The sequence below is a fragment of the Vibrio sp. vnigr-6D03 genome (assembly GCF_002835515.1).
In the GTDB taxonomy this organism is placed as follows: domain Bacteria; phylum Pseudomonadota; class Gammaproteobacteria; order Enterobacterales; family Vibrionaceae; genus Vibrio; species Vibrio penaeicida.
This window is the reverse complement of the sequence record NZ_PIZL01000028.1, coordinates 100,602-125,957: the sequence shown is the minus strand read 5'-3', so window position 1 is coordinate 125,957 and position 25,356 is coordinate 100,602. Positions and strand designations below refer to the sequence as shown.

Here is a 25,356-nt window from a genome sequence, read left to right as displayed (position 1 = left end):
ACAGCAATACCTGATCATTTGATTGGTAAAATTATGGTAAATGTGGTTTTTCCGGGCCAGCTCTCGACATCGATTTTTCCCTGATGCTGGTCGATTAAGTTTTGTGAGATCGATAGTCCGAGCCCTGTGCCACCCTCACGCCCACTCACCATGGGGTAAAATAGCGTGTCTTGAAGCTCCCCAGGAATGCCTGGACCGTTATCGATAATGTCTAACTTGGCAGCCAGTTTGTAGCGCTGCCCATGAATGTTGGCTTGATGCACCGTTCTGGTGCGAAGCACAATTTCCCCGTGTTGTTGGTCGCCTAGAATTTGTGCAGCGTTACTGACAATATTCAGCAATGCCTGCTCAATTTGGTCAGAATCCATCATGAGTGGCGGTAAACTCGGATCGTAATCACGCTTGATAGAGAGCGATTTTGTTGAGTCTAATTCAACCAACTGACGGACTTTTTCTAGCGCGAGGTGAAGATTCGCTTCGCGTTTTTCACCTGGCTTTTGTGGGCCAAGTAAACGGTCGACCAGCGCGCGGAGCCTATCGGCCTGTTCGATAATGATTTGCGTATATTCCCCAAGGCTTGGATCCGGCAACATTTTGGATAAAAGCTGCGCCGCCCCGCGAAGCCCCCCTAAAGGGTTTTTGATTTCATGGGCTAACCCTCGAACCAGAACTTTTGCTGCTTGTTGCTGAGCGTGTTGATTCAACTCTTGGCTTAATCGACGTTGCTGACCAATTTTCCTAAGCTCAACTAATAGGAGCAGTTGTTTTTCCCAGGTGAAAGGGCTGACCGTGACTTCGACCATTGTCGGCTTTCCATCAATCACAAAGGTGACGTCGCTGTCTGTGATGCTTTGACCTGTCTGTAATGGTTGGGTCAGCATGCTTAAATCCATCGAAGCGTGTTGGATCAATTCTGCGAGCTTGCAGGTTTGAAGGCGTTTTGCACTTTGTGAGAAAAGCAGCTCTGCAGCAGGGTTAGCGTAGTGCACGGCGAGCTGCTCATCTAGCAGCATGGTGGCTGTGACGATGTTGTCGAGAATGGCGGTAGAGCGCAGATCGAGGGTGGTCATGTCCTTACCTTATAGTTTGCACCAAAATGGTGCGTCGCCTGTTTAGTATGGAGCATGAACCTTAAAAGAAAAAGTTAATAAACCGAAATTGGCTCGTTAATCCTTATTATCCCGTGGATTTCACCCTCGCTCGATGCAAATGCACCGTTACTGGAGAGGTAGATGCAATAAGCTTGCCGTCTCTAACTGCTTGTACAGCAAGTACATGAGTGCCTCTATCGACATTGATAAGCTGCCACAGTGGCTTGTTTTGTGGAGCGCCGTAAGGCTTCCCATCCAGCATCAATTGGAGTCGCTCACCAATGCCCAGTTTTCGGTTTTGATCCACTTGAACATTGATGATGCCGCGATTGCTTCGGATGGTTTGATTTTGCTCTAGATTGCTAATGGAAAGAGACAGTGGAGCCGCCTTCTTTGGCTTTTTCTTTTGTTCTGCCTTGGTTTTAGCGGTCTGTTTATTTTTCAGGGGTTTTGCTGGTGTAAAAACAGGATCGGGAGCACTTGTTTTGGCATTTGGTAAAACAAACGATTCTTTTTTATTGGCAGGACCATCGGGGGGCGTGTCGCTGATGTGAAGGATGCCGTCGTCATCGACCCATGAGTAGACAGTTTGGGCAATGGCGGCAGGAGCAATCATCAAACTAAGCACAGGAAGTAGGGTGATCAGTTTCATTGTAAGCACCAGTGTAGAGTACGTTAAAAGTTATAAGCTGCGCCTCTGATTATGTTTTTAAGTAAGGTTGGGCGTCACGCTAAAATGCTGGAGTTTTAACCTAATGCTAAGGGCTTGTTAATTAAAGTGAAATATAAAAAAGGCCCGCCTGCGAGGCGAGCCTAATAATTATGTAAATAGTTACATCAATTTTACACTGAGTAGTAAAGTTCAAACTCTAGTGGGTGAGTAGTCATGTTGATTTGCTCAACTTCTTTAGACTTCAATGTGATGTAAGAATCGATGAAGTCATCAGAGAATACGCCACCTGCAGTTAGGAACTCACGATCTTCGTCTAGTGCTGCAAGCGCTTCTTGTAGAGATTCCGCAACTGTTGGGATCTCTGCTGCTTCTTCAGCTGGAAGGTCGTAAAGGTCTTTATCCATTGCTTCACCAGGGTGGATCTTGTTCTTAATACCGTCAAGACCAGCCATAAGCATACAAGCAAACGCTAGGTATGGGTTTCCTGTTGGATCTGGGAAACGTACTTCGATACGACGTGCTTTCGGGCTTGGTACCACAGGGATACGGATAGAAGCAGAACGGTTACGTGCAGAGTATGCAAGCATTACAGGTGCTTCGAAGCCAGGTACAAGACGCTTGTATGAGTTCGTAGAAGCGTTCGCGAATGCGTTGATTGCGCGAGCGTGCTTGATGATACCGCCAATGTAGTGAAGCGCCATTTCAGATAGACCGCCGTACTTGTCGCCAGCGAATAGGTTAACACCGTCTTTCGCTAGAGATTGGTGTACGTGCATGCCGCTACCGTTGTCACCAACGAGTGGCTTAGGCATGAATGTCGCTGTCTTACCAAATGCGTGTGCAACGTTGTGTACCACGTATTTGTAAATTTGGATTTCATCCGCTTTTTCAGTCAACGTGTTGAAACGTGTAGCGATTTCGTTTTGACCAGCAGTCGCAACTTCATGGTGGTGTGCTTCAACTACTAGACCCATTTCTTCCATGATCAAACACATAGCAGAACGAATATCTTGAGATGAATCAACTGGTGCTACTGGGAAGTAACCACCTTTAACGCCTGGACGGTGACCTTTGTTACCGCCTTCAATTTCAGCGCCTGTGTTCCAAGCTGCTTCGATGTCGTCAATCTTAAAGAAAGAACCAGACATGTCAGTGTTGAATTTCACGTCGTCAAATAGGAAGAATTCTGGCTCAGGACCAACAAGAACAGTGTCCGCTACACCAGATGAGCGCATGTATTCTTCAGCGCGCTTAGCGATAGAGCGAGGGTCACGGTCGTAGCCTTGCATAGTAGCAGGCTCTAGAATGTCACAACGTACGTTTAGCGTTGCATCTTCAGTAAATGGGTCAAGAACTGCGCTTGATGCATCCGGCATCATCACCATGTCTGACTCGTTGATGCCTTTCCAGCCAGCAACAGAAGAACCATCGAACATTTTACCTTCTTCGAAGAAGTCTGCATCGATTTGGTGAGCAGGGATAGAAATGTGCTGTTCTTTACCTTTAGTGTCGGTAAAGCGTAGGTCAACAAACTTAACTTCGTTTTCTTGGATTAACGATAGAACGTTTTCTACTGACATCTTGGATAACCTCCAGTGTTATTAAAGCGTTGGTGCACAAGTTTAGTTAAACCGGCATTGATTAATATGAACATTTAATAGCATTAATCGATGACAGTTCTGTGAAAGCTAAAAGTGTGCCAAAAAATAGATCCTTTAAATATCATGCAGTTATAAGTTCATTCGCGATTTTGGTGCTTCATCTTGCACCATAATGATCTGCATTTGCACCAATGTGGTGCGAGCGGAATGAGCTTGCTTACACGATAGAGTCAGACCTATTCAGCGATCAATTGGCATGTTTGTCAATCGACTTTTTACGCCTCGAAAATCAAGTTTTCGGGTATCAAAATGGTTTAATTAACTCAAATGTTACAAATAGCGCCACTTTTCGCCGCTTGAGATCACATATTCCTAGGCTTTTTCCTAAAATCTGGTACATTATTGACCGTTTTTTAAATCAAGTAAGCGGCTATTCGTCATGACACAAATGTGATGGGGGAGGCGGCTTCTTTTATAAGTGAATCTAGATCCATGGCTACCCCACAGATTGATAAATTGAGAAATATCGCGATCATCGCGCACGTTGACCACGGTAAAACGACTCTGGTTGATAAATTGCTACAACAATCAGGCACCCTTGAGTCTCGCGGCGAAGCGGAAGAGCGAGTCATGGACTCGAACGACATTGAGAAAGAGCGTGGCATTACCATTCTTGCTAAAAACACAGCAATTAACTGGAATGATTACCGCATCAACATCGTAGATACCCCAGGACACGCCGATTTCGGTGGTGAAGTTGAGCGTATTATGTCGATGGTTGATTCTGTTCTGCTTATCGTTGATGCGGTTGATGGCCCAATGCCTCAAACGCGTTTCGTAACGCAAAAAGCGTTTGCACACGGACTTAAGCCGATTGTTGTTATCAACAAAATTGACCGCCCTGGTGCTCGTCCTGATTGGGTTATGGATCAAGTATTCGACCTATTCGACAACCTAGGTGCAACCGACGAACAGCTGGACTTCCAAGTGGTTTACGCGTCAGCACTTAACGGCTGGGCTACGCTAGAAGAAGGCGAAGAAGGCGAGAACATGGAACCATTGTTCCAAGCAGTTGTAGATACTGTTGAAGCGCCTAACGTTGATATCGACGGTTCACTTCAAATGCAAATCTCTCAACTTGATTACAGCTCATACGTAGGTGTTATTGGTGTTGCTCGTGTAACTCGTGGTTCTGTTAAGCCAAACCAACAAGTCACTATCGTGAGTTCCGATGGCAAGCAGCGTAACGGTAAAGTGGGTACTGTACTGGGTTACCTAGGTCTTGAGCGCCATGAAGTTGAACAAGCAAACGCTGGTGACATCATTGCAATTACAGGTCTTGGTGAACTGAAAATCTCAGACACCATCTGTGATCAAAACAACGTTGAAGCAATGAAGCCGCTTTCTGTTGATGAGCCAACTGTAACGATGACGTTCCAGGTAAACACTTCTCCGTTCGCGGGTAAAGAAGGTAAGTTTGTGACGTCTCGTAATATTCTCGAGCGTCTTGAGAAAGAATTGGTTCACAACGTAGCACTACGTGTTGAAGAAACGGATAACCCAGATCGCTTCCGTGTATCTGGTCGTGGTGAGCTTCACCTATCTATCCTAATCGAAAACATGCGTCGTGAAGGCTTCGAGCTAGCGGTATCGCGCCCTGAAGTTATCATCAAAGAAGAAGATGGTCAGCTGATGGAACCGTACGAAACGGTAACCATCGATGTGCTAGAAGAGCACCAAGGTGGCATTATGGAGAACATCGGCTTACGTAAAGGTGAGCTAACAGACATGTCTCCAGATGGTAAAGGCCGTGTACGTATGGACTTTATGATGCCTTCTCGTGGTTTGATTGGTTTCCAAACGGAATTCCTAACGTTAACGTCTGGTTCTGGTCTTCTTTACCATACCTTCGATCACTACGGTCCACACAAAGGTGGCGTAATTGGTCAGCGTAACAATGGCGTATTGGTTTCGAACGCAACAGGTAAGGCACTGACTTACGCACTGTTCAACCTACAAGATCGTGGTCGCCTATTTGCAGAGCACGCAGACGAAGTTTACGAAGGTCAAATCATCGGTATTCATAACCGTTCGAACGACCTAACAGTAAACTGTTTGAAAGGTAAGCAGCTAACTAACGTTCGTGCATCTGGTACAGATGAAGCGCAGGTTCTGTCTCCACCAATCAAGTACACGCTTGAGCAAGCACTTGAGTTTATTGATGAAGATGAACTAGTCGAAGTCACGCCAGAAAGCATTCGTATCCGTAAGAAGCTACTTACTGAGAACGAACGTAAGCGTGCTGCGCGTCCAGCAAAGTAATTCATAACGCTGAAAAATAATGAAGCCCTGTCAGTTTTGCTGGCGGGGCTTTTTGTTATATTGGATCCAAACCCTCTCTTGCGATTTCAAGTTGCTCTAAGTTGTTGGACTTTGGTTTAATATTAGATTTATAAAATTGATAATATGCGACGATCGCCATAATGTACTTTTCCAATTCAATATAAAGGAAAACGTTATGATCAGAACTTCGCTACTGTTATCGTCTATGTTGCTATCCTCTGCGGCGTTCGCCGATTGCCGAGTTCCGGAATCTCTTGCTGGCATGACATTTGTGAATGTGGTTGACCCCATCTATAGCCAACAAAACCCGAATGCAGGCGCAATTGCTAAAGTTTCGTATTCTGCTGAAGAGTACCTTACGGAGTTCCTCAATCGAGAAATAGGTCCTTTCAAAGGGAAGTATCGATACAAAGTATTAGATAAAGATAACGGTATTGGTTTGTATCTTGGTGATGAATCTTTGCCAGAAAATAAACCCACTCATACAGTGCTATTCAAATGCCTAACAAACAAACGCGGTTTGGCTATCTTTACCCAAAGAGTTGGACAAAATGAGTCTGTAGGTCGGCAAAACTCTCTCGTCTATACCATCGAATCTCATCGTTAATTTGATGTCCCTAATCGTTTTTATCATTAGGGGCTCCCAACAGCTTCAGATTGTTAACCCTTTCAAATATCGGAATTTTTGAGTAACTATTCAGTCAATATCTTTGCTTAGAATTTGTCCTAAATTGGATGCGCTTCATAATCAATAATCAATGATGACTTTGTCATTTTCACATTCCTCACATCATCGACACATATTTCCTAAAAAGCTCTCAGTCAAATTTGTTGAATCAAAATTCTCCTTCTAAGTGTTAATAGCCTTTGGGTAGTAGGCAGATGCGTTGGGCATGGAAGTTTAATCAGTAACGTGCCTTTAACATTAAAAATCAATGGAGTGTAGAATGAAACTCAACACCACTGGGCTATTTTTAGCCCTTTCAGTCACAAGTGCGTTAACGTCCCAGGCTATTGCAGCCAATCGAGTCAACTTGGATGAAGGTGCGGAAAGAAGCCAACTAATTTCTATTTCAGAACTGGTCGAGCAACATCAGTTTGAAACAACGGCTTCAGTAAAACTCAATAATGACATCTCAAAAACTAAGCTACAGCAAATGTACAAAGGGATCCCTGTTTATGGTGAAAGCTTAGTTTCTACCGCGAGTGCACTTCGGTCGGCAGAGAGCTTTTCAGGCGATTTGATCACGGGAATTGAACAAGACCTTGCCGATGTGATGCCATCAATATCAGAAAATGAAAGTGTGTCCATATTGGCTCAGCATTGGAATCACGACCTGATAAAAGTCTCGCAGCCAGAGAGGAACTTAGTGATATGGCTGGACGAAAAAGACACGGCACATTTGGCGTGGCAGGTCTCTTATGTCGTCTATGCTAAAGATCCTTCTCGTCCTTATGCATTTATTGATGCTAAAAGTGGCGCTATTTTAGATACGTGGGATGCGATCGCTTTTGCACAAGGAACTGGGCCTGGGGGAAACGCTAAAACAGGTCGCTATCATTTTGGTACCGATTACCCTGCGTTTGATGTGAAAGAGGTAAATGGCACTTGCAGCCTGGATTCTGCCAATGTTGAAACGCTGGATATGAAGCATCAGCAAGCGGGTGGTTCAATCCACTCCTTTAACTGCTATGAGAACACCAGTCGTGAAGTGAATGGCGCCTATTCACCATTGAACGATGCCCATGCTTTTGGGCAAGTGGTGTTCAAAATGTATAAAGACTGGTATCAAACAGCGCCGCTAACCCAAAAGCTTAGGTTGCGCGTTCATTACGGTAACAGTTACGAAAACGCATTTTGGGATGGCCGCCAGATGACCTTTGGTGATGGTGCGACGCGCTTTTATCCATTGGTCAGCTTGGATGTAGTCGCCCACGAAGTCAGCCATGGTTTCACTCAGCAAAACTCCAATCTTGAATATAAAAACCAGTCAGGTGGGATGAACGAAGCGTTTTCTGACATTTCTGCTGCTGCCGCAGTTTATTACCATACCAGTAGCTTTAACTGGAAAATCGGCGACCAGATATTCAAAGGATCAGGTTCCATGCGCTACATGGATACGCCATCACGTGATGGTAAATCCATTGATCATGCTAAGGATTACCGCCAAGGGCTGAATGTGCACTACAGCTCTGGTGTATACAACCGTTCATTTTATCTTTTGGCTAATACCCAAGGTTGGGATATTCGAAAAGCCTTCGACGTATTTGTGTTAGCTAACCAGATGTATTGGACACCTCGCTCGACTTACGACCAAGGCGCCGTGGGTGTTGTGAAAGCGGCAGTAGATTTAGGGTACTGTGTCGATGACATCGTTTACGCCTTTAACAAAGTGGGGGTGAATGCTGGCGCACTGACAGGGCAAGGATGTAAGGATATTCCTACAGATCGTCCTCCTTTAGCGGCTTTTGACGCTTCAGTGTCGGGTAAGCAAGTTACGGTCACGGATCGTTCATCCGATGACAAAGGAATCGTTGGTCACCAGTGGTCGTTCGGTGATGGGGCGATGTCCACTCAACCTAATACCGCGCATACTTACAATGCTGCGGGTAGCTATACGGTCACCCTAACGGTCACTGATACCACTGGGCAAACCAATTCATCGAGCCAGTCCATAACCATTGTTGATAACGGGAATTGTACGACACCGTTGTGGGATGCTGGCACCATTTACCTGAAGGGCGACAAAGTTTCCCAAGCAGGTAAAAACTACGAAGCCAAATGGTGGACTCAAGGTGAAGATCCTACTCAAACTGGTACATGGGGAGTTTGGCGAGACTTAGGAGCTTGCCAATAGAATAAGAGGACCAAAGCGTTAACAAGGGAGCTTCAACGCTCCCTTTAGCTATTTTAGGTTTCTGTTTAAAAGTAATACAAATCCATCATTGAGATTAGATACCGAATCCTGATAGAGACTTTTGCTACATCTTTGAAACAAATTGAATCAATATATTCAAAATATTGTTGGTTGAATCGTAATTATTCGTAACGACACTTGATAAGATAGTGGAAAGTTCTTAACTTGAAGAGTTAATTTCGACCTGTTCGAATCGACTCTCAGTTGAGTCTGCTTGGCAGGAAGCCAAGTAAATCCGGTTTTCACTTATTTCATTTCGACGAGTTTTCAATGAGTTCCGATAAAAATACCAACGCATGGCAAGCACCTATGCCAGCTACCCAGTTTGAATTTATGGCTGATATCTTAGACGCTCCATCTCCAATTGGATTTGAAGCAGCGATGAGCTACGGCGTAATCAAGCCTGAATTTGAATCTTTCATGCCGAAAGACTGGGGTATTCACCAATTCAAAGGCAATGCAGGATTAGTCTTCGATTCACACCCTGGACGTGATGATTTGGTCAGCGTAATGATCGTTGGTCACGCGGACAAAATTCGTATGCAAGTACGTAAAATCGATAGCGATGGCAAAGTTTGGATCAACACTGATTCTTTCTTACCAACCACGCTGATTGGTCACGAAGTGAAAGTCTTCTGTCAGAACCCTGAAAAAGCAGGCGAGTTCAAGACAATCGAAGGCTGTACGGTAGAAGCTTTGGGCGCTATCCACTTCTCAACGCCGGGTCAACGTTCAGGCGATCAAGGCATCAAGCCAGAATCTATCTACCTAGAACTTCACACGCACGGTGAAGATCGTAAAGCACAAGTTGAAGCACTAGGCCTACGCCCAGGTGACCCAATCCTGCTTGATCGCCGCATCAAGCGCGGCGTGTCTTCAGACACGTTCTACGGTGCATACCTAGATAACGGTTTGGGTTGTTTCTCTGTAACTGAAATCGCACGTCTATTGGCGAAAGAAGGTTTGGACAATGTTCGCGTTCTTTACACAATTGCAACGCACGAAGAAATTGGTCGTTTCGGTTCAACTGCTGTAGTTGGTGAACTAAGACCAGACGTGCTTATCGCGACAGACGTAAACCACGATTACGAAGCTGCACCAGGTATTGGCGCAAGAAAGATGAACCCGCTGAAAATGGGTAATGGCTTTACCATTGGTCGTGGTTCTGTTGTATCTGAGTTCCTAGTGCAATCACTAGAGAAAGTATGTAAAGACAACGACATCCCATACCAGCTAGACTTCAGTGGTCGTGATATGGGTACTGACGGCATGGCGGCAGTATTGGCGGGTGTTGATAGTGCAGCAATCACGGTAGGTTACCCTATCCGTAACATGCATACAGCATCTGAATCAGCACATACAGGTGACCTATTAGCGTCTATTCATGGTTTGACTGAATTGCTTCGTCACTTCAACAGCCTAAACGATGGCAAAGGCATCACGCGTGATGACCTACTAAACAGCCATATCCGTTTGGACTAAGTTCTACCTAGAGTAAGTAACACTTAAATCAAGGGCAGCCGAGTGGCTAATGCCGGTCAGTTAAAACGTTAATCGGCAGGTCAATTGAATGATCCTACCAGTATGTAAAAAATCCGATGAACCTTGTTTATCGGATTTTTTTATACACGTTTCCAAGCTCTCGACATCGTTAATCTTTACAAACCAAGTTGAGACACTCGCTGATTTCCTAGATAAACAATTCTCCTAGAAAAATAGTGCCGCTCAACTAAGTGAACGGCATTAGAGCAGGATCTCTCTTTAATGTTGGGTTGCTTACATTGGTTTAACGACCGTGATTAATCTTCTTGTCGTAGAACTTTTGCCAGTAAGGATAGCGCCGCCGCAAGCAATACAATGTCTTTCAAGAGGAATTGACCCGGTACGACAGAGATTGCTGGGAAGCCACCTAAGCTTGCTTCCGCGATTGGCGCGGTAAACAGAAAGCTTGTTGTAACGGCAAAGATAACCGTTGCACTAGCAGCGCCGACGAGTGCAAACACGCGATGCACTGGCGCGAGTAACAAAGCAATCGCGGTTGCCACTTCAACCAAACCGATGAGGTTAGAAGCACCTTGTAAGCTGAAGATACTGTATAACCAACTGGTCAGTGGGCTTGATGCCACAAGACCTTGGATTGCATTTGCTTCGTAGCTGGTAAACTTCATTGCCCCAATCCATGCCAGGACGATGATAATAGAAAAACGTACTGCTTGGTCAGAAATGTTGGTCAGTGACTGTGTACCTGCTACTCGATGATTGACGGTGTTATTGAAAGTTGTCATGGTCTTGTTCCTTATCATTTCTTTGAGCTATTTGGCGTTATGTGTGATGCCTTGGCGCTCTAATATCTGTTCAAAATTGCCACTTCTGATGCTGGCGACTAAATCATCGTTTCCGCCAACATGGTGATCACCGACAAAAATCTGTGGAACAGTTCGTCGTTGGCTACGGTTCTTCATCTCGTTTAGTCGCGTTGGGTTATCACTGACTTCAATTTCTCGATACGTTAAACCTAAACGCTTTAAAGTGTGCTTTGCGGCTTTGCAATGAGGGCAGTAGTGTTTGGTATAAATTTCGATTTTTGCCATGGTGGTTCTCCGCTTGTGGTCTGTAGGGTTAATTTAACTGTTGCGGTAAATACTATCTATGCATGATAATCTTGATTTAATACACAGATCGTCTAGCTAACCTCTTATTCCGAGTTCAGGTTAGTTAAGGGAGAGGCTAAATATGGAAGTGATGAGCGACATGCTGCGCGCGATTCGTGTCGTCGGCAGCGTCTACTTTTGCAGTCAGGTGGAAGCGCCGTGGAGTAAAACCTTTAACGACCTAGAGCACGCCAGTTTTCATTTGATTCGACGCGGTGGTTGCTGGGCGATTATTGATGATCAAGTGGAACGATTGGAAGCGGGAGATTTGATCTTCTTAGGTCCAGGGCAAGACCACGTATTGTCGAGTCAATCTCCGGATAGAGGCCAGCCAGACCTAGAAGAACCAACGCTGTTACTTTGTGGTTCTTTTAGCTATACGCGAACAGTGACGACGCCGTTATTGGAGATCTTTCCTCGGGTGACGATAGTGCGTGATAAAGACTTAGCGCAATATCCTTGGTTGCGAAGCACTTTTGACCAGTTGAGTTCAGAATACCTATCTCAAGGACCAGGCTCGGAGCTGATCGTCAATAAGCTGACCGAAATTATCTTGGTCGAACTGATTCGAATTAACTTTGGGCGAGAGCAAAAAAGCCCGTTTTTAGAAGCGCTGCACGACAAACGTATATCTCGTGCTCTGCAACTGTTGCATGACCATCCGGACAAGAGCTGGACGTTGGAGTTGGTTGCAGGCGAGATTGGCATGTCGCGTGCTGCGTTTGCTAGCCGCTTTTCCGCATTGGTTGGACAACCGATGTTTGAATACTTAACCAATCTCAGGATGGGAAGGGCGCAGGAGCTATTGCGTGAATCGTTGTTGTCGATTGATGACGTGGCTGAGCAAGTTGGCTATGAATCGGAGCGCGCTTTTACACTCACCTTTAAAAAGCACACCGGCACAACCCCTAAGCGCTTTAGAGCGCAACAATAACTCGGTATTGCTTGATATACAGATAACAAAAAAGAGCCAAAGCTCTAATGCCGATTCAGTTAAAATGTTAATCGGCAGATCAATTGAATGGCCCTACCAGTATGTGAAAATCCGGTGGACCCTGTTTATTCTGTGGATACAGAATAAACAGGGTTTACCCATGCATGCACTTGGGGTATCTACTGATCATCGTTACGCTCGTACTTTGTCTGCATGCACCTTAACCCAGCGACCTGACATCAAACGCTGAATGCACAAGCCAATTTTTATGACCTCTTCAACGATCATCAACAAAAGGATTTGCTTTGGTTCAATACCCGTCGTGATGAAGTAATAGGTAAGAGGCAGTAAAACGATCCACTGGCAGAATACATCCACGCCTAGGCAGTATTTCGCGTCTCCACCTGCACGTAAAATGCCGATCATAAACATGAGCGACAAGCCTTTTAGTGCCATTGCTGCCATCAATATTTGATAAGCAAACTGAGCGGTATCATGCAAAGTTGAATTGTCACTCGCGATAAAATCAAGCACCAGCGGCTGACACGCGTAAAGCAGCAAAGAGAGGATCAAACCAGAGATTAAACTCAGCCCCAGATAACGCGGAAGTAAGTATTGAATCTCATCGGTCGCTTTTTGCCCTGAGTGATTACCAATAACAACGGAGGCGGCACTTGCAAAGCCAATCAGGAGAGCTGCTGCAATGGATTCTATCGGTGCTAACGCGCCTAAAGTGATGAGCAAGTCATTACTTTGTCTCCCGATCAGTGAATGGAAAACATACAAACCCAGCGACCAGATAACACTGTTAAGAGCAGCAACAGCAGAAAGCTGAATAACCACGACCGCGTCGCTTAGGTGGGTGGAAGCCCAAACCTGCTTGATTTGTGTGAGCGAGAACCAGCGCTTGAACATTACAAATCCAATCAGGAGTAAGGTTTCTACACACGCTGCGATCAAAGAACCAATCGCGACACCAGCAATGCCCCATTTAGGAATGAAGCTGATGTTGAGGGCAATGTTAAGTGCGACACCAACCAAGCTGACCACTGTCGCAGTCATCGGTTTAAACATAGTGCGCAGCACCGTTGCCAAAGAGAGTGTAATGGCGAATAGCACAAAGGTCGGTGCGATGATTTGCAGATACAAGCTACCTTGCTCAATGATGGTGCCATCACTGGTACCAAAGGCCATCACCGCATCACTGCCCATTAAAACGAATCCAGCACAACCGAGTGCAATGATCACGGCTAGCACGAGCATAATTAAGCAAACGCGAACAAACTTGTCGTTGACCTTGTCGCCGTAACATTGCGCCGCAACTTGCCCACCGCCAATCGCGACACCAATAATGCAAAAGCTCAACACCATGTGTGCTTTGGTTGCCAGTCCCATTGCTGCCATATCCAGCGGGTTGAGATTGCCGAGCATGACGGTATCAATCATGCTTTTGCTGGAAAAAAGCGCGGTTTGAAATGAGATAGGCAGCGCAAGGCTAAGCAGTGCAAGCAGCCAGTGCTTTTGCGTCTTCATTGTTGCTTCCTCGTTCAAGGTATTTCACGACTACTGCAGGGTTGCCGATAGCAATGGCGTTATCCGGAATGTCTTTGTACACCACACTGTTGGCACCAATGACAGCATTGCGACCAATGGTCACGCCCTTCAAAATGGTGGCACCTACGCCAATCCAAGCGCCAGAGCGAATGATTACCGGGGCTGTGCGAGTGCGTTCTACTTCATCCGCTTCACCTCTGCCTGTCACTGGGTGACCACTGCAATCCATTATGGTGACGCGCGGGCCAAAGCTGACATGATCCTCAATCGTCACTTTTTCGTAACTGACGATATTGGTTCCCTGCATGATCACATGGTTGCCAATCTCAATTTTTCCTGCCGGACGGTGGTTGGCTTTGACCAATGTTAAGCGGACAGGGGTATTTTCAAAGGCAATATCATTTTGCGAGTAGATAAGGTTGTGCTCGCCAATCGAGATACGACCAATAAAATCATCACTGTTGATCAACCCAGTTTCTTGAGGCAATGCGCCATAACTTTCATCACGAACAAAGGTGAACCCTACGTGTGGTTGGCCGATCAGTGAGCTCGTTTTTCCTATGGTGAGGTGCGGCTGATATTGGGGTAGAACCTGTGGTGTCGCGGAATCTTGATCCATAGGGTAAAGGTTTTCATAAAAGGTGGTCATGTATCTTCTCTTTGATAGCAACAACAGACCCTAGCGAATTGGAAAATCGTTAACGAATGTCGAAATAGAATCTTGCATTAGGTGCCACTGCTTGTTTGTTCATCACGTGAGCAAGCACCTAGAACTTGAATTTAATTTGGTGGTCGTTGAAATTAACCAATGTCCATAAATTGGAATGCCTTGAAGGCTGGGTTTTCTTGAGGACGATGCAACTTAATGATGCGATTAAGTGGGACACCACCTTCGCGGTGATCAATGTTATAAAAGCTGGTCTGCCAGATGTTGTATTTCTCGTGAATACGTTGTGCTGCGCTGTTTGAATGTTCATCGCTGTCTGCGACTTCTTTAGGGTGTGGCCAATGCAATGAGCAGATTGCCTTATTCATCACATATTTATTTTTATTGAGGAATAAGCGGATACCTAAGTCGACATCTTCTCCGCCCCAAGTGTTGAATGACTCATCAAACAAGCCCGCTTTGAGTAACTCATCTCTTTCTGCAGACACATGACAGGTCCAAAATAGATCGAACGGTGCAGGCCATTTACTCAAGTCTTCACCCATAATCTTGTATTGATCATGGCGAATATCGTAAGCACCGTTTTTCTTTAGATGCATCAGTGTTTTATCTACATCTTTGCTATTGAGATGGGGTTTAAGTGCTTCTAGTTCTTCGGTACCTACATCAAAGCCATACACGTAGCCAACTATGGTGATCGGCGTATCTGCTTTTTCATGGGCTTTTAAGTGTTCTTCTAGCGTGATGCTTGAAAGCAATACACCCGTATCGATATAAATAATGTATTTTCCATCAGCAATCATAGTGCCAACATTACGTGCTTTACCAGCGCGAAAACCTTTATCTGGTTGCCAAAAATATTGTAAATCCAGTTCTGATTTATATCTTTCAATAACACTCTCGGTATTGTCTTGGCCGCCATCATTCACAACGATGACTTCAAATTGATCTTTATCGAGTGTTTGTGAAACTAATGAGTCAAGTGTATAAGCCAATAAATCTTCTCGATTATAAGTCGGGATAACCACACTGATCTTTTTCATTTTATTCCCTTCAATATTTAACGTTCTGTTTGATAACGTGTTTATATCGTTACAATAAAATATGTGCAAGGTCTCATATTTAATATTTTTTCATTGAAAGTAACTTGATTGCTATTTTTTTGTTTAAAAAACAAGCACTTGAATAAGGTGATTTTTATTCCAAAAAATTAATGTAATTATGGATTTTTTACATGAAAAAGAAATTTATAATCAATAATTTATATTATTTTAATGATATAAATCATTATATCGGGTTGAAAAATGCCCAATATTTATTTTATAGATTACTATTTAATTTAAATAATGATGAGGTTGCGAAGTGTATTTATATTTGTTGGTGTTGTTTTTTGATGAGATATTATCTTTAATAAAGACGAAGAGGTTATTTATTGAACAGATTATAGGCTGTGTATGATGCTATTTTTAGTAAAAGTGTAATTTTCTTAATATTAATAAAGTTCAACATACCTATATTCTACTGTTATATTTTTCATATTAAGATGCTTGAGAAATAATAGCCTTGTCACATTGAAGCACTAAACAACTTCATAAGTGGTTTTGGGAATATTTTTCTGAGTCACCTTACTTGGGAAAAATGAGAACACTTTTTCAGGTGCACTTTCATTCAAACGTTGGGTCACGTTGCCATGAAGGAAACCGGTTTTATCTTTTGCTACTCCAGCATCCTCTAATGGCAGTTTCAATGCCAATCCATCCTTTCCACTTTCAGCAAATACGATGTCGTTTAAATCTAGCCAAATCATATAAGGGCTATAAATCGACTGATAAAAATAAGTGTTGGAGATTTGGTTTGCCATATTGATGAACCAAGTCCTGCTCTCGTTTGGTTTATCTGACGTTGAGTCTGTATTAAGGCCAATAGGTCTTGATACGTTGTGCATTACGCTAGCAACCCCAGCAAGTGCGGTGTCATTGTCGCAGTCTCGCTGTAAATGGCGAGTGTAGTAAGAGGCTCTAACAAACCGATCTATCGAGTTGCTTGTACCCGGTAGGTTTATCGGCCACTTTTGCACAGATTTGTATTCATTGGTGAGTCGCCAATAGTTGTTAATTTCAATTTGCTTTGAAAAATCGGGCTCATTTGTCATCACACAAATTTCGCGAATATCGTAATAGTGATAATTAGGAATATCACAATCAGGTACAGCATTGGAGCTGATATGCAGTTTGCCGTCTATATACTCAAAAATGGCCACTTTACCGCTTTTGTCTGCAACAGCTAGGTGGCATAGAGCTTCTTTGTTGGAAGAAGGCAACACACAGCCCTGAACATAGACTTGCTGCATCGCTTCAATAGCACTTTCAACCGAATCACAAATATCCAAAATAAACTGAGCCCAAATGCTCACGCAAATTGGCTTTTTGTTTATAGGTTGGTTTTCAAGTTTTGGGTATTGAGCGTCGGTAAACCAAAGCAAATTAGCGACTAACCCTTTTTCATTTATTCCATCACTTACTGTTCCCGTAAGGACAGAATCTATTTCATCAACATAGGCAGAAGTCACAGCCGAACGATACTTAGATGTCCAACCCCATGAATGGTTAGGGCAGGAGTTGTTTCTTTTCAGTTCACTAGGAAACACCCATAGGTCAGGCTTTAGAGATTCATACCAATCCAGTGTTCTGCCAGAAAATACCCCATTTTCGGTGATATGGCTGATCCGTGTGCACATGATGGTTTCCTGTGTTTACCTAAGTGAAAAGTTCTCTACTCACTTTAGAAAAGGTAAGAGTAAATGGCTATTACACGGGGTTACACAAAGGTTGGCTGCAGCAAGAATTCAAAGAGCAGACATGGAAGAGGTCTACTCTTTGAGTTATTTAGCTTTGCTATCTACTTCAGGAAAGTGATCCCACCTCTTTTCTTGTAAACCCAGATGCCTAGCTTGCTTCAATGATTGAGATCTTAATGATGTTGAGGTCTTCTACTTTTCTAGTTTTTCAAATCCCCAATATCCCTTAATTGGCAATGGATAACCTTTGTCTACTTTAGAGCACCATTCATCCGAGTAGCGAATATAATGGTTTCCCTTAAACATATAAGTTTTGCCATTTGGTAATATAGCAATAGCATCTATACCCGATTTAAACTCCTCGGGTAAATTCTCCCCCCAATTCCCAGCGATTTTTTTTGGGTAGCCATCATCAACTTTGGTCGCATATTCATCCGAATATCTGTAGTAACAATCGCCTTTAAACACGTAAGTTTTACTGTTCTTTAAAGTGACCATTGCATCAAAACCTTCTAATTTTAACTCAGGTGCAATGTTTCCCCAGTAATCAGCGATGGCTCTAGGAAAGCCCTCATCAATCTTATCGGCGTTTTCATCAGAATATCTCAGATAGTGCTCTTCTTTTGTAATGTAAGTTTTACCATTCGGTAAGGTTGCCATTGAATCAAACCCTTTAACAAATGCACCAGCTAGTTCAGAAAAGCCCCAGTTATCAACAAGCTCTTTAGGGTAACCTTCATCTATTTTACTTACCTTGTCATCTGAGTATCTGACATACCACTTACCTTTTGTAATATAGGTCTTGCCATTTGGAAGTGTGTTAATTGAATTGATACCTGAGTTAAAAAAATCTGCGAAGTTCATATTAAGTCCTTTGTTTAATTGCCTTTGACTGACTTGGTTGAGCACCAGTTTACCCACCGAGTTGAGAATGGCGATTACACGGTATTACACAGGCTCATGACTTAGGGGGTATCAACCTCTCTAGTATTAGCGTCAGTTTTGAAGTGGCTTGAATTGCCTGAAACTATGGTCTACCAAAACTTCATCGCTGAACCCTTTATATTCACAATACGCCAGCAAAAGTGCCTCTCTTTCCACCCATTGGTTGAATTGAGTTACCGTTGTTCCTAGCGACTGAAGAATGCTGCTGACTTGTTCAAAGTTTGGGGTTCCTTGTTCATCAATACACTGCCATTCGGTGGCTATTTTTTTAAATGCGGGTTGAATCCATGGTTGGCTACTAAGCCCAAGTTGTTTGGCCTGTGCTAGTGCAGCCCCTCTTAGTTTATTGTCTGTTTCTGCCTCCTTTTCTAGGTGCGCTTGAACATCAAACAGATTTGCCGCTTTGGCTTGTTGCTCATTTTCCACATCATTGATCAGCGTTTGCCATGCATCGTTTTCATTAAATGTGTATTCAACCTGCTTGGCTGGAAGTGTTGTTGTGTCTATGGCTTCCAGCTTTTTAACGAGACTGAGCGCATCTTGCTGTTTCTGCGAAATGACGTTATTTCCTAAAAAGTGCTTGAGAGCTTCGAGCTGTTTTTCAGTGAGTAGAGGTTGGGCAAATTGGTAAAGTGCCTCTGGTGTTCGATGGGGGTACCAGAGCGATTTCAGTTGTTTTTCGATCGCTTGAGCGTGCTCTTGTGAGAGCAAATCGTGCTTATGGGCGCGTTGTAAATCTTGTCGTAAGTCGACTATGGCTCTGGATATCGGTTGATACCCCAAATGAGCCGGTGCGTGGATGAGCGCGACTTCATCGTCGTCTTCTAGCTGACCGGAAGTAAACTGCTGATAGATTTCACCGACACCTATCATGCCGAAAGAATCCAGTTCTGCTGCCCTTAATGCTCCCATACTTGAGCTGCCATAAACGTGAATACCTCGAGACATCGCATATAAAATTTCTTTGTGCCACACCGCAGGTACACGCTCAAAAAAACCATCGATCAAAGCGATAATTTTAGTTTCTTCCTGAACGGCGATATAAATATCCCCTTGTTTTGCTGGCGGTCTAATATCGGCATCTGGAAGGTGATGTTTGATGTCATCTATAGAGATGGAAGGTCCCGCAAATACAATGATGCTCATGGTGTTTGCCCTTTGAATTCTTGCATAACGCTTTGCCCTCGCAGGTCAAATACATACCCCGGTACCTCGTGCAGCCCTTCAAGACCGGGGGCAATAACGCGAACCACTGGGATTTCAAATTCTGGTTTGGTGAGATCGACAGCAATGGGATTAGGGAGGGCTTGCTGCTCCAACTGAGCACAGAGTAAAACCAAATCCTCTTCGAGCGTATTGTTGTCCCAGCTATCAATGGTGTCAAAATTGATATATGAAGGCGCACTCATTATTTCGTCGCGAATATAGCGCTGTTTTTCGAGTTGTTGTCGAGACTCGTATTTGTTCAAGCTGATGTCATCGCGTGACCCTGAAATTAGGGTTAAACGAGATTGAATGGCTTCGGTTATGGCTCGCATGATGGCGACGTGTTTGTCAGGGTGTGTTCCTGAGCCTGATATGGCGTAAAGGGGACGATACTGATTTTCATGTTCGTTGATGATCATACAAAAGAAGGTGGGTGTGCCAATGTTGGACGTCACGTCCCAAACACCGATCATGACACCTGCTTGATCGATTTGCTCTAAAAGCGCTCGAATGGTTGGGTCACTAATGGTCGAGGTATCGACTTTCTTTTTTGCTTGATGCGTTTTGGGTAACAGAGACCATAAGGCGAGTGCATCGCGCTCAATCACTTCACAAAGTGCGTGGCAGGTGGCTTCTTCAATGGTATTTCCAGATGCCAGCCCATTGGTACTGAGCTGAAAACAGCCACTCCCTTGCGGTAATGGGAGAGTAAAATCGCAATGCACCAGATCGTAGGGCACAAATTGACCGCGTTTTGATTGAATCTGTCTGCCTTGAATCCAAACCCGCCTAGAATCTGAGCAAAACGAACTCACGTCCATTTTAGGTAGAGTGCGGATGTCCACCACTTCATTGCTCTTAGCCAATTCGTTATAGCTGGTAAAATGAACGGGAAGATTTATGTTTTCAGCGTGGTAAGTCTCTATCGCTTCCATCGCCGCAGACGCTTTTGCGGCTGCTAGTGAAACGCCTTTGCCTTGAGATACGGCGACGGCTTTTGCATTGGGTCGACAAGCGGTGACAACAGGAATACCGATGTCATCCAGCCCGGTGACATTGGCAAGTCGGGTAATGCCCATAGCAGAGAAGAGCGGACGAATCCGCTCCAATGTTTGCTCGGGACTGACGGTACGGTGGGTGCCAATCCGATATGTTTTCATGAATCAGCCACTCAATCAGGACTTGAATGTTCTAAGGTTTGCAACATAGCAAGCCGCAGCGGAGCCACCATCAACTTGTTGATTGTTGACTAAATCATCTGGGTTAATTGCTCCAGATTGAGCGCGTGTTTGCCCATAGTAGGATTCTAAATACGCCGTAGTGTCTTCAATCACGTCTTTGGAAAAATCATGTGTTTTAGATAACTCATGTTTATCTAACACGCATGCTGGAATGTAGCTTATGCAGTAGCTGTATGCGTTGTAAGGGGTGCGCACTTTTTCAGGATGTTTGTAGAATGCGATATATAAGTTGTCTTCATTAGGTGATTGAGCGAGCTGATAAAGCTTATTGTAGGGAACATCTCTCACTCCTTTCAAAGATGAATCACACAGTTCCTTATCACGTTTCAGCTTGTCAGCTTCAGAACTTTCGAGCAAATCTAAACGATTAAGAGTGATGCGGCGAAGGTCAATGAAATAACCCGGCTTTTTTTCAACATCCGACTCACCTTGCAATTTCAAATTCCAATCAATGACTTTGGTAATGGTTGGACCCGTTAAATTGGTTGGAAAGCTTTTATCATCTTTATCGCAAAAGAAGTATTTTCTTTTACCTTCGGTTTTCGTTATGGACTCAACAATGAGCTCTTTCTTTGTATAGTCTTCATAATTCAAATGCGCGATTTTTCCGTTAGAACGTAATATGAAAATATCACTCATGGACTCGATGGCGGTTTTTTCTGGTGTATCTGACATAGTGTTTCCTTTTACTACTTAAATAAATTGATGTGATTTAGACAGAACGGACAGCTCCATAAGGTATGTGCGTCGATTATCTCTACTGGAATGAGCGAGATTTTCGAGGCAGCTTTCAATGTCACTTGGTAATTGTGCTTGGTGCTGGTTTAACAAGCAGGTTGCTAGCATTGATATATCTGGTGAGCATTCATTAGCAACACTGTCGTCGACTAGACAAATAGCCATTGCATGAAGGTGAGAAAGCCAAAGGAACGGGAATTGAGTCGAGGGGGTGTTCCATATATTTAAACACTGACCGAGATATGTATTGGAAAGGCTAATATCTCCTTCTCTGTAGCTGCACCATGATAGGTTTGCGAGAGCAGCGGCGACGTAGTCGTGCATTGATGCGCTCTGGGATAAGCTCAGCGAATGGGAAGCGAACTCGCGTGTTTTCTGAGTATTTCCCATCAACCGATAAGCAACGGCTAGATAGGTGTAACACCGAGTTTGAAGAACTTTATCGTGCAGGCGCTCTGCGTACTTTAATGCCTCTTCCAGATAGACCAAAGCAGGTTCAATGTCTTGAAGGTGGCACAAACAAAAACCACGGTTAAATAGAGCATTGGCAATAAGGGGTTCATGCCCACTCAGCTTGGCGGCTTCTAATCCTTTTTGCGCTATCTCTAATTGGTTTTTATCGAGAACGTATCGCTGTGTGCGTAGGTAAAAGAGAAGTAAGTTGTTGTAGTGCGCCGATATCTGCTCATGGTCCGACAACGCTAACACGATAGGTTCTACCTCTGAGTGGATAGCGTGCATGTTCTCGGTGTTTCCTAGCCAATACTGAACATATAATTCGGCATTTTTCAGATCCAGCCAGGTTTGCCACCATTCCGATTGAGTTGGTTCTGGAGAATGTTCGAGTTGCTGGAGCGTAATTTTTGCTCTCTGGTAGTAGTCCAATGCTTGTTGGTGTTCGTTGACGACTTCGTGGGTTTTCCCTTGCGCAAGCTGAGTTTTGGCTAGTGCTAAATGGTGATGATTGATCTGATAGATAACGGATAAATCGTCAAAAATCTCACGTGACTCTGTGTGTTGCCCATCGAGCACTAAGTTGGATGCATAGCCTTCCAATATCCTGACTTTAAGCTGAGCTTGCTCCTGAGTTTCGTCGCAGGAGAGACAGAGAGGCAGTGCCGTTTGGTACAACGTGATGGCGTCTTCAACGGCGTAAATGGCGGAGGCGCCCTCAGCCGCTTTTTCGTACCACCAGCTTGCCTCAAAGTGTTTTTCGGCTCGATTAAAGTGCAGGGCAATTTGATGGCTAACCAATCTGTCTGGTTTTTCGAATAATGAAGCCATGCCGCGTGCAACTTGTAAGTGCATATCGGGACGGGTTTGTGCTGGTATGGTGTCGTAACTCACTTCTTGAATTAAGGCGTGTTTAAAAAGGTATCGATCACCCTCTACATTCCTTTGTTGAATAATGATTTGATTTTCGAGAAGTGCTTCAAGATCGTTTTGGACTTGAAGGCGACTTAGTAAAGATACCTCTGTGAGTATCTGATAATCAAACTCTCGTCCCAGTGTTGCGGCGAGTTGCAGTGTGTCCTTAGCGTAGGTCAGCCCATCAATTTTGTTTTGAATCGACTCCCGCAGTGTCAGCGGGATTTGGTGCGTTTTTTCTGTATCTTTAAAAGAGACTTTTCCATCAATGACATGAGTTAATTCGTGTTTCTTTAGCATTTGTACCAGCTCTTCGATAAAAAGCGGTACGCCATCCGTCCGAGTGAGAAGAACTTGGTTTACCTCTTCAGACACTAGCGCGCCATCAAAGAGGGTAGATATGAATTGGTGAGTATCCGATGACTGCAGTGGTGCTAATTGCATCGAAGTGATGTCGCATTCCTCTAGACATTCTTGAAGTGGAGAACGCGATGTCATGAGCAATGTTTTATCTGTGCCAGCATTTTGTGCGATGAGATAATGGATAAATTCTAACGTCATTGGATCTGCCCAATGCGTGTCCTCAACTACATAAAGGGTGGCCTCTGGATTTGACTGTTGCAGAAGACAGTTGAGACCTTCAAACAGCAGCGCTTTGTGTACGGATGGGTCGATGTTTGAGAGCGTCTTTTTTTGGGAAGACTCTATGCTTAACCAAGCAAAAAGCAGCGTAGTAATTTCGTCTTTTTGTCCTGTTACTTTCCCTTTCTCAATCAACTCGGTCAGCCGCTCACCACTATCTCGGTTATGCCTGAACAATGTGTGCTTGAGAAAAGCCAAAATGGGAAACAGAGCATTGGATTGGTGTTCCGGCAAGCACTGAAAAATCAAGTGGGGTCGATTTTGGTGAAACTCATGAACTAACCTTGATTTCCCGATTCCCGCCTCTCCTTGAAGGTGAATAGCTGGTGTTGTTTGGCTAGTGGTGAGTGCGTTTAGCTGGCTCACTTCCGATGATCGACCAACCATGGAACGTTGGTTACGCGTGCCTCGAAGGAATCCAAATGCCTCGAGAATCCGTTCAGATTTCAGTGCGACATGCGCTATGTTTTCAGACGCTGTGGTCGTCTCTTCAAAATGATAAAAAGATTGCAGTAAGGTTTCGCTATCGCTAGAACAGAGAATGCTTCTGTCTTCTGCTAATCGCACCAAATCAGTGACAATATGGTTCGAGAGTCCATCAGGCACTTGATTATTTCTAACCAAATATTGATCGCTATGAATGGCTAGATGAAACTGGAATCGATACCCGTATTGCTGCCGAATGTAAGAATCTTGCTGATTGGCTAGGCTGATGATCTCCAGTGCAGTACGCGCCGCAAATCGCGTGTCATTGTCGCTGGCAACTGGGTAGCCAAAATAGAAAAGGGACAAATCGCTTAAGTTGCCAACGTGAAACCCACCGTATCGCTTGGCAATATCAATGCATTTATTGCGCGTTGATTGGAATACGGCCTCAATGATGTCGGCGTGTTCCGATTTATCCTCGATGCTTACAGCGCCAATACGCAATGCGAGTGAAGCTATCTGTTTTTTGTGCGAAGAATCGACATGGACTACTGGAAAGTATGTCGAGTCATCTTGCCTTAGCGCAACGGTTATCTCTTCACTTGGCTCGTTCTTTTGAATAGGGCAGCTTTGAATGAGATTGGTCTGAATTCGACCGACCAAATTGCTGACGATCATACTATCGAGTTGGCTGTAAGTTTCTTCTGCGCTTACGGTTCGTTCATTGACTCGTTTTTGTAAAACTTGCCGCAGCAAACTCCCAAGAGGATGAGACAACAATTCCTTAGGCACAGGAATTGGCGTATCGCTTAGGTGTTGGTGGTAAGTCTCGGCAATGCCTCCCCCTTTTACGGCTGGTGAGCCCGTCAGGCATTCAATGAAGACCAAGCCCCACATATAGAGATCCGAACTAAAGGTAACGGCTTCTCCCCTCAACTGTTCCGGCGCACAATAGGTTGGTGTGCCCAGTGTTTCTTGGTCTAACGTGAGCGTTTGGTAACTGGATGTTCTATTTTCAAACGCTTGCGTACTGATGCCAAAATCGAGCAATTTGGCATGAAGCTTGGCGCCGTTGTGAGACAGCATGATATTTGAAGGCTTGATATCGCGATGGATAACGCCACATTGATGCGCATGAACAAGGGCATCTAAAACCTGAAGCATGATAGAGCGGGTGCTTTCGACATCAAGTGCACCGCAGGTATGAAGGTGTTCGTTCAGCGGTGTACCTTCCACATATTCAAACACACTATAGATACAGCTTGTCGCGACGCTTCCCTTATCCAAAAGCCGCACAATATTGGGGTGGCTAAATTGGCTAACAAACTGGCTCTCGCGATCAAAGCGCGCGATTTCTCGTTGTCTTTTTTGTTCGTTGAACCCCGTGTCTAGTTGCAAGAATTTTATCGCAACGTTTTGCTTGGTATTCAAATATTTGGCTTTATAGACGGAGCCAAAACCGCCTTCGCCAATCTTGTGTTCTAATTCGTACCCTTTTGCAGACAACGCCTGCCGGATTTCTAGATTAGGTAACATAACGGGGCATATCGGCTTGGCTTTC

The 25,356-nt window shown here is 44.3% G+C and carries 19 protein-coding genes; 5 read left to right on the top strand and 14 right to left on the bottom strand.

Going from position 1 to position 25,356, the window contains the following annotated elements:
• Nucleotides 1-14 precede the first annotated feature (14 nt).
• From glnL to glnA, 3 genes are all read right to left on the bottom strand, one after another.
• Nucleotides 15-1,070 (bottom strand): nitrogen regulation protein NR(II), encoded by a 1,056-nt coding sequence (gene glnL / locus CW749_RS22360; protein ID WP_101114609.1) that lies wholly within the window; start codon nucleotides 1,068-1,070, stop codon nucleotides 15-17.
• A gap of 106 nt (nucleotides 1,071-1,176) precedes the next feature.
• Entirely contained in the window at nucleotides 1,177-1,743 is a 567-nt protein-coding gene (locus tag CW749_RS22355; protein WP_101114608.1) for a DUF4124 domain-containing protein, read from the bottom strand.
• 191 nt (nucleotides 1,744-1,934) lie between these two features.
• Nucleotides 1,935-3,344 (bottom strand): glutamate--ammonia ligase, encoded by a 1,410-nt coding sequence (gene glnA, locus CW749_RS22350; RefSeq protein WP_101114607.1) that lies wholly within the window; start codon nucleotides 3,342-3,344, stop codon nucleotides 1,935-1,937.
• A 513-nt stretch (nucleotides 3,345-3,857) separates the two neighbouring features.
• Here glnA and typA point away from each other — a divergent pair.
• From typA to CW749_RS22330, 4 genes are all read left to right on the top strand, one after another.
• Nucleotides 3,858-5,687, top strand: a complete 1,830-nt coding sequence (typA, locus tag CW749_RS22345) for a translational GTPase TypA (RefSeq protein WP_101114606.1) — start codon at nucleotides 3,858-3,860, stop codon at nucleotides 5,685-5,687.
• 196 nt (nucleotides 5,688-5,883) lie between these two features.
• Nucleotides 5,884-6,315 (top strand): hypothetical protein, encoded by a 432-nt coding sequence (locus CW749_RS22340; RefSeq protein WP_101114605.1) that lies wholly within the window; start codon nucleotides 5,884-5,886, stop codon nucleotides 6,313-6,315.
• 340 nt (nucleotides 6,316-6,655) lie between these two features.
• Nucleotides 6,656-8,566, top strand: coding sequence for a M4 family metallopeptidase (locus CW749_RS22335; protein WP_101114604.1), 1,911 nt, complete (start codon nucleotides 6,656-6,658; stop codon nucleotides 8,564-8,566).
• Nucleotides 8,567-8,896: 330 nt separating this feature from the next.
• Nucleotides 8,897-10,108: a M20/M25/M40 family metallo-hydrolase gene (locus CW749_RS22330; protein WP_101114603.1), complete on the top strand. Its 1,212-nt coding sequence runs from the start codon at nucleotides 8,897-8,899 to the stop codon at nucleotides 10,106-10,108.
• Between the two features lie 317 nt (nucleotides 10,109-10,425).
• Here the strand turns inward: CW749_RS22330 and CW749_RS22325 are convergent, their stop codons facing one another.
• A complete protein-coding gene (locus CW749_RS22325) occupies nucleotides 10,426-10,911 on the bottom strand; it encodes a DUF417 family protein (protein ID WP_101114602.1) in 486 nt (161 codons plus the stop codon).
• Nucleotides 10,912-10,938: 27 nt separating this feature from the next.
• Nucleotides 10,939-11,217 (bottom strand): glutaredoxin 3, encoded by a 279-nt coding sequence (gene grxC / locus CW749_RS22320; RefSeq protein ID WP_022561263.1) that lies wholly within the window; start codon nucleotides 11,215-11,217, stop codon nucleotides 10,939-10,941.
• Nucleotides 11,218-11,359: 142 nt separating this feature from the next.
• Here grxC and CW749_RS22315 point away from each other — a divergent pair, with 142 nt between their 5' ends.
• Nucleotides 11,360-12,211 carry an AraC family transcriptional regulator gene (locus tag CW749_RS22315; RefSeq protein ID WP_101114601.1) on the top strand — a complete coding sequence of 284 codons (852 nt, stop codon included), beginning with the start codon at nucleotides 11,360-11,362 and terminating at the stop codon, nucleotides 12,209-12,211.
• A 192-nt stretch (nucleotides 12,212-12,403) separates the two neighbouring features.
• Here the strand turns inward: CW749_RS22315 and CW749_RS22310 are convergent, their stop codons facing one another.
• The 9 genes from CW749_RS22310 to CW749_RS22270 form a co-directional block, all read right to left on the bottom strand.
• A complete protein-coding gene (locus CW749_RS22310; protein ID WP_101114600.1) occupies nucleotides 12,404-13,744 on the bottom strand; it encodes an MATE family efflux transporter in 1,341 nt (446 codons plus the stop codon).
• On the bottom strand, nucleotides 13,707-14,414 hold the full coding sequence (locus tag CW749_RS22305) for an acyltransferase (RefSeq protein ID WP_101114599.1): 708 nt from the start codon (nucleotides 14,412-14,414) through the stop codon (nucleotides 13,707-13,709). The genes CW749_RS22310 and CW749_RS22305 overlap by 38 nt, the downstream gene beginning before the upstream one ends.
• Before the next feature lie 152 nt (nucleotides 14,415-14,566).
• Entirely contained in the window at nucleotides 14,567-15,475 is a 909-nt protein-coding gene (locus CW749_RS22300) for a glycosyltransferase (RefSeq protein ID WP_101114598.1), read from the bottom strand.
• A 536-nt stretch (nucleotides 15,476-16,011) separates the two neighbouring features.
• Nucleotides 16,012-17,169 (bottom strand): linear amide C-N hydrolase, encoded by a 1,158-nt coding sequence (locus CW749_RS22295; RefSeq protein WP_101114597.1) that lies wholly within the window; start codon nucleotides 17,167-17,169, stop codon nucleotides 16,012-16,014.
• 252 nt (nucleotides 17,170-17,421) lie between these two features.
• The gene (locus CW749_RS22290; RefSeq protein ID WP_101114596.1) at nucleotides 17,422-18,093 is read right to left on the bottom strand and encodes a hemopexin repeat-containing protein; all 672 of its coding nucleotides are present in this window, start codon (nucleotides 18,091-18,093) and stop codon (nucleotides 17,422-17,424) included.
• A 132-nt stretch (nucleotides 18,094-18,225) separates the two neighbouring features.
• On the bottom strand, nucleotides 18,226-19,320 hold the full coding sequence (locus tag CW749_RS22285; RefSeq protein ID WP_101114595.1) for a TfuA-like protein: 1,095 nt from the start codon (nucleotides 19,318-19,320) through the stop codon (nucleotides 18,226-18,228).
• Nucleotides 19,317-20,540 (bottom strand): YcaO-like family protein, encoded by a 1,224-nt coding sequence (locus CW749_RS22280; RefSeq protein ID WP_101114594.1) that lies wholly within the window; start codon nucleotides 20,538-20,540, stop codon nucleotides 19,317-19,319. Before CW749_RS22280 ends, CW749_RS22285 begins: the two co-directional genes overlap by 4 nt.
• A 15-nt stretch (nucleotides 20,541-20,555) precedes the next feature.
• Complete coding sequence (locus tag CW749_RS22275) at nucleotides 20,556-21,296, bottom strand: hypothetical protein (protein ID WP_101114593.1); 741 nt, start codon at nucleotides 21,294-21,296, stop codon at nucleotides 20,556-20,558.
• An 18-nt stretch (nucleotides 21,297-21,314) separates the two neighbouring features.
• Entirely contained in the window at nucleotides 21,315-25,331 is a 4,017-nt protein-coding gene (locus CW749_RS22270; protein WP_101114592.1) for a TOMM system kinase/cyclase fusion protein, read from the bottom strand.
• Nucleotides 25,332-25,356: the final 25 nt, after the last annotated feature.